Source organism: Stenotrophomonas sp. PS02289, assembly GCF_029960115.1.
Lineage (GTDB): Bacteria > Pseudomonadota > Gammaproteobacteria > Xanthomonadales > Xanthomonadaceae > Stenotrophomonas.
Genome location: NZ_JASCOZ010000340.1, coordinates 1 through 1,078, shown reverse-complemented (window position 1 = coordinate 1,078; position 1,078 = coordinate 1). Strand labels below are relative to the sequence as shown.

The following is a 1,078-nucleotide window of genomic DNA, read 5'->3' as shown; positions in this document are numbered from 1 at the left end:
GGGCGCGGCGCCGCGCAGGCGACCATCGCCGCCGAACACGAGGATCTGGGCGGCGGCCTTGTCCATGATCGCGAAGGGATAGCCCTGGCTGTCGCCGGAGGCGACGACCCAGCCGGCCAGTTCGATCACCGTGTCGGAGACGTCCTGGCCGCGGGGCAGTTCGTCCAGTGACGTCACCGGCGGGGTGCCGTCGTCGCGCGCGCTGGCGGGGGCGCCCACGCTGGCCAGCGCCAGCGCCAGGGCCAGCGCAACCGCGCGCCGGCCCGGGTGGGAGAGGGAGTGGGGGAAAGTACGGATGGGAAGCTCCTCGGGGGCGGAACACCATCCAACGCGGGGATCCGCGCCGCGCAGGCGACGGATCCCCGCGCCGGTCGGTCAAGCGGAGTGCGTGCTCACCCGCGCGGCACGCGGCGCGGCGACGACTCCAGCCGCTGCACGCGGCCTTCGATCTGGTCGAGGCGCTGGTTGGCGCGCTGGGCGCCCTGATTGGCGGATTCGGCGCTCTGGGCCGCCCCCTGCACCTGGGTGTCGAGGCGGTCGAGGCGGGAGTCGCCGCGGCAATGTCTGACGCGAAGATCAGAACGCACCGATACGAACGTGCGAACACAGGCGCAACACTGAGCAGCCGTCCCCGCACCGGAGCGCTGCGTGCCGCGCCTCGCCACATCCCGGCGGCAAGCCGCGGGATGCGCGCCACTGCCGTCCGCCCACACCGGTTCGCGGTACGCGCGCCACGCGCCCGAGCGCACGCTGCTGTACGCGTTGGTAGAGGCGCACTACCCGGACTTCATTGTACGGATCGAAGCGGAGGGCCGCTCGCTGCCCGGATATGTCCGCGAGGCGTTCGATGCCTACCTGCGTTGCGGCGTGCTCGAGCACGGCTTCCTGCGGGTGGTGTGCGAGCACTGCCGTGCAGAGAGGCTGGTGGCCTTCTCCTGCAAGAAGCGCGGGTTCTGCCCGAGTTGCGGCGCGCGACGCATGGCCGAGTCGGCGCGGCACCTGGTCGAGGAGGTGTTCGGCCCGCGGCCTGTGCGGCAATGGGTGCTGAGCTTTCCGTACCCCTTGCGTTTCCTGTTCG

2 protein-coding genes and 1 pseudogene are annotated in these 1,078 nt (G+C 72.0%); 1 reads left to right on the top strand and 2 read right to left on the bottom strand.

Annotated features, from left to right (window positions below; all coding sequences use genetic code 11):
* Positions 1-246 (bottom strand): annotated as a pseudogene (locus QMX83_RS21505) (hypothetical protein); the annotation flags it as partial.
* A 146-nt stretch (positions 247-392) separates the two neighbouring features.
* Positions 393-587: a hypothetical protein gene (locus QMX83_RS21500; RefSeq protein WP_052156759.1), complete on the bottom strand. Its 195-nt coding sequence runs from the start codon at positions 585-587 to the stop codon at positions 393-395.
* Between the two features lie 109 nt (positions 588-696).
* Here QMX83_RS21500 and QMX83_RS21495 point away from each other — a divergent pair.
* Positions 697-1,078 (top strand): transposase zinc-binding domain-containing protein (locus QMX83_RS21495; protein WP_282298655.1); only part of this gene is annotated, 382 nt, incomplete at its 3' end.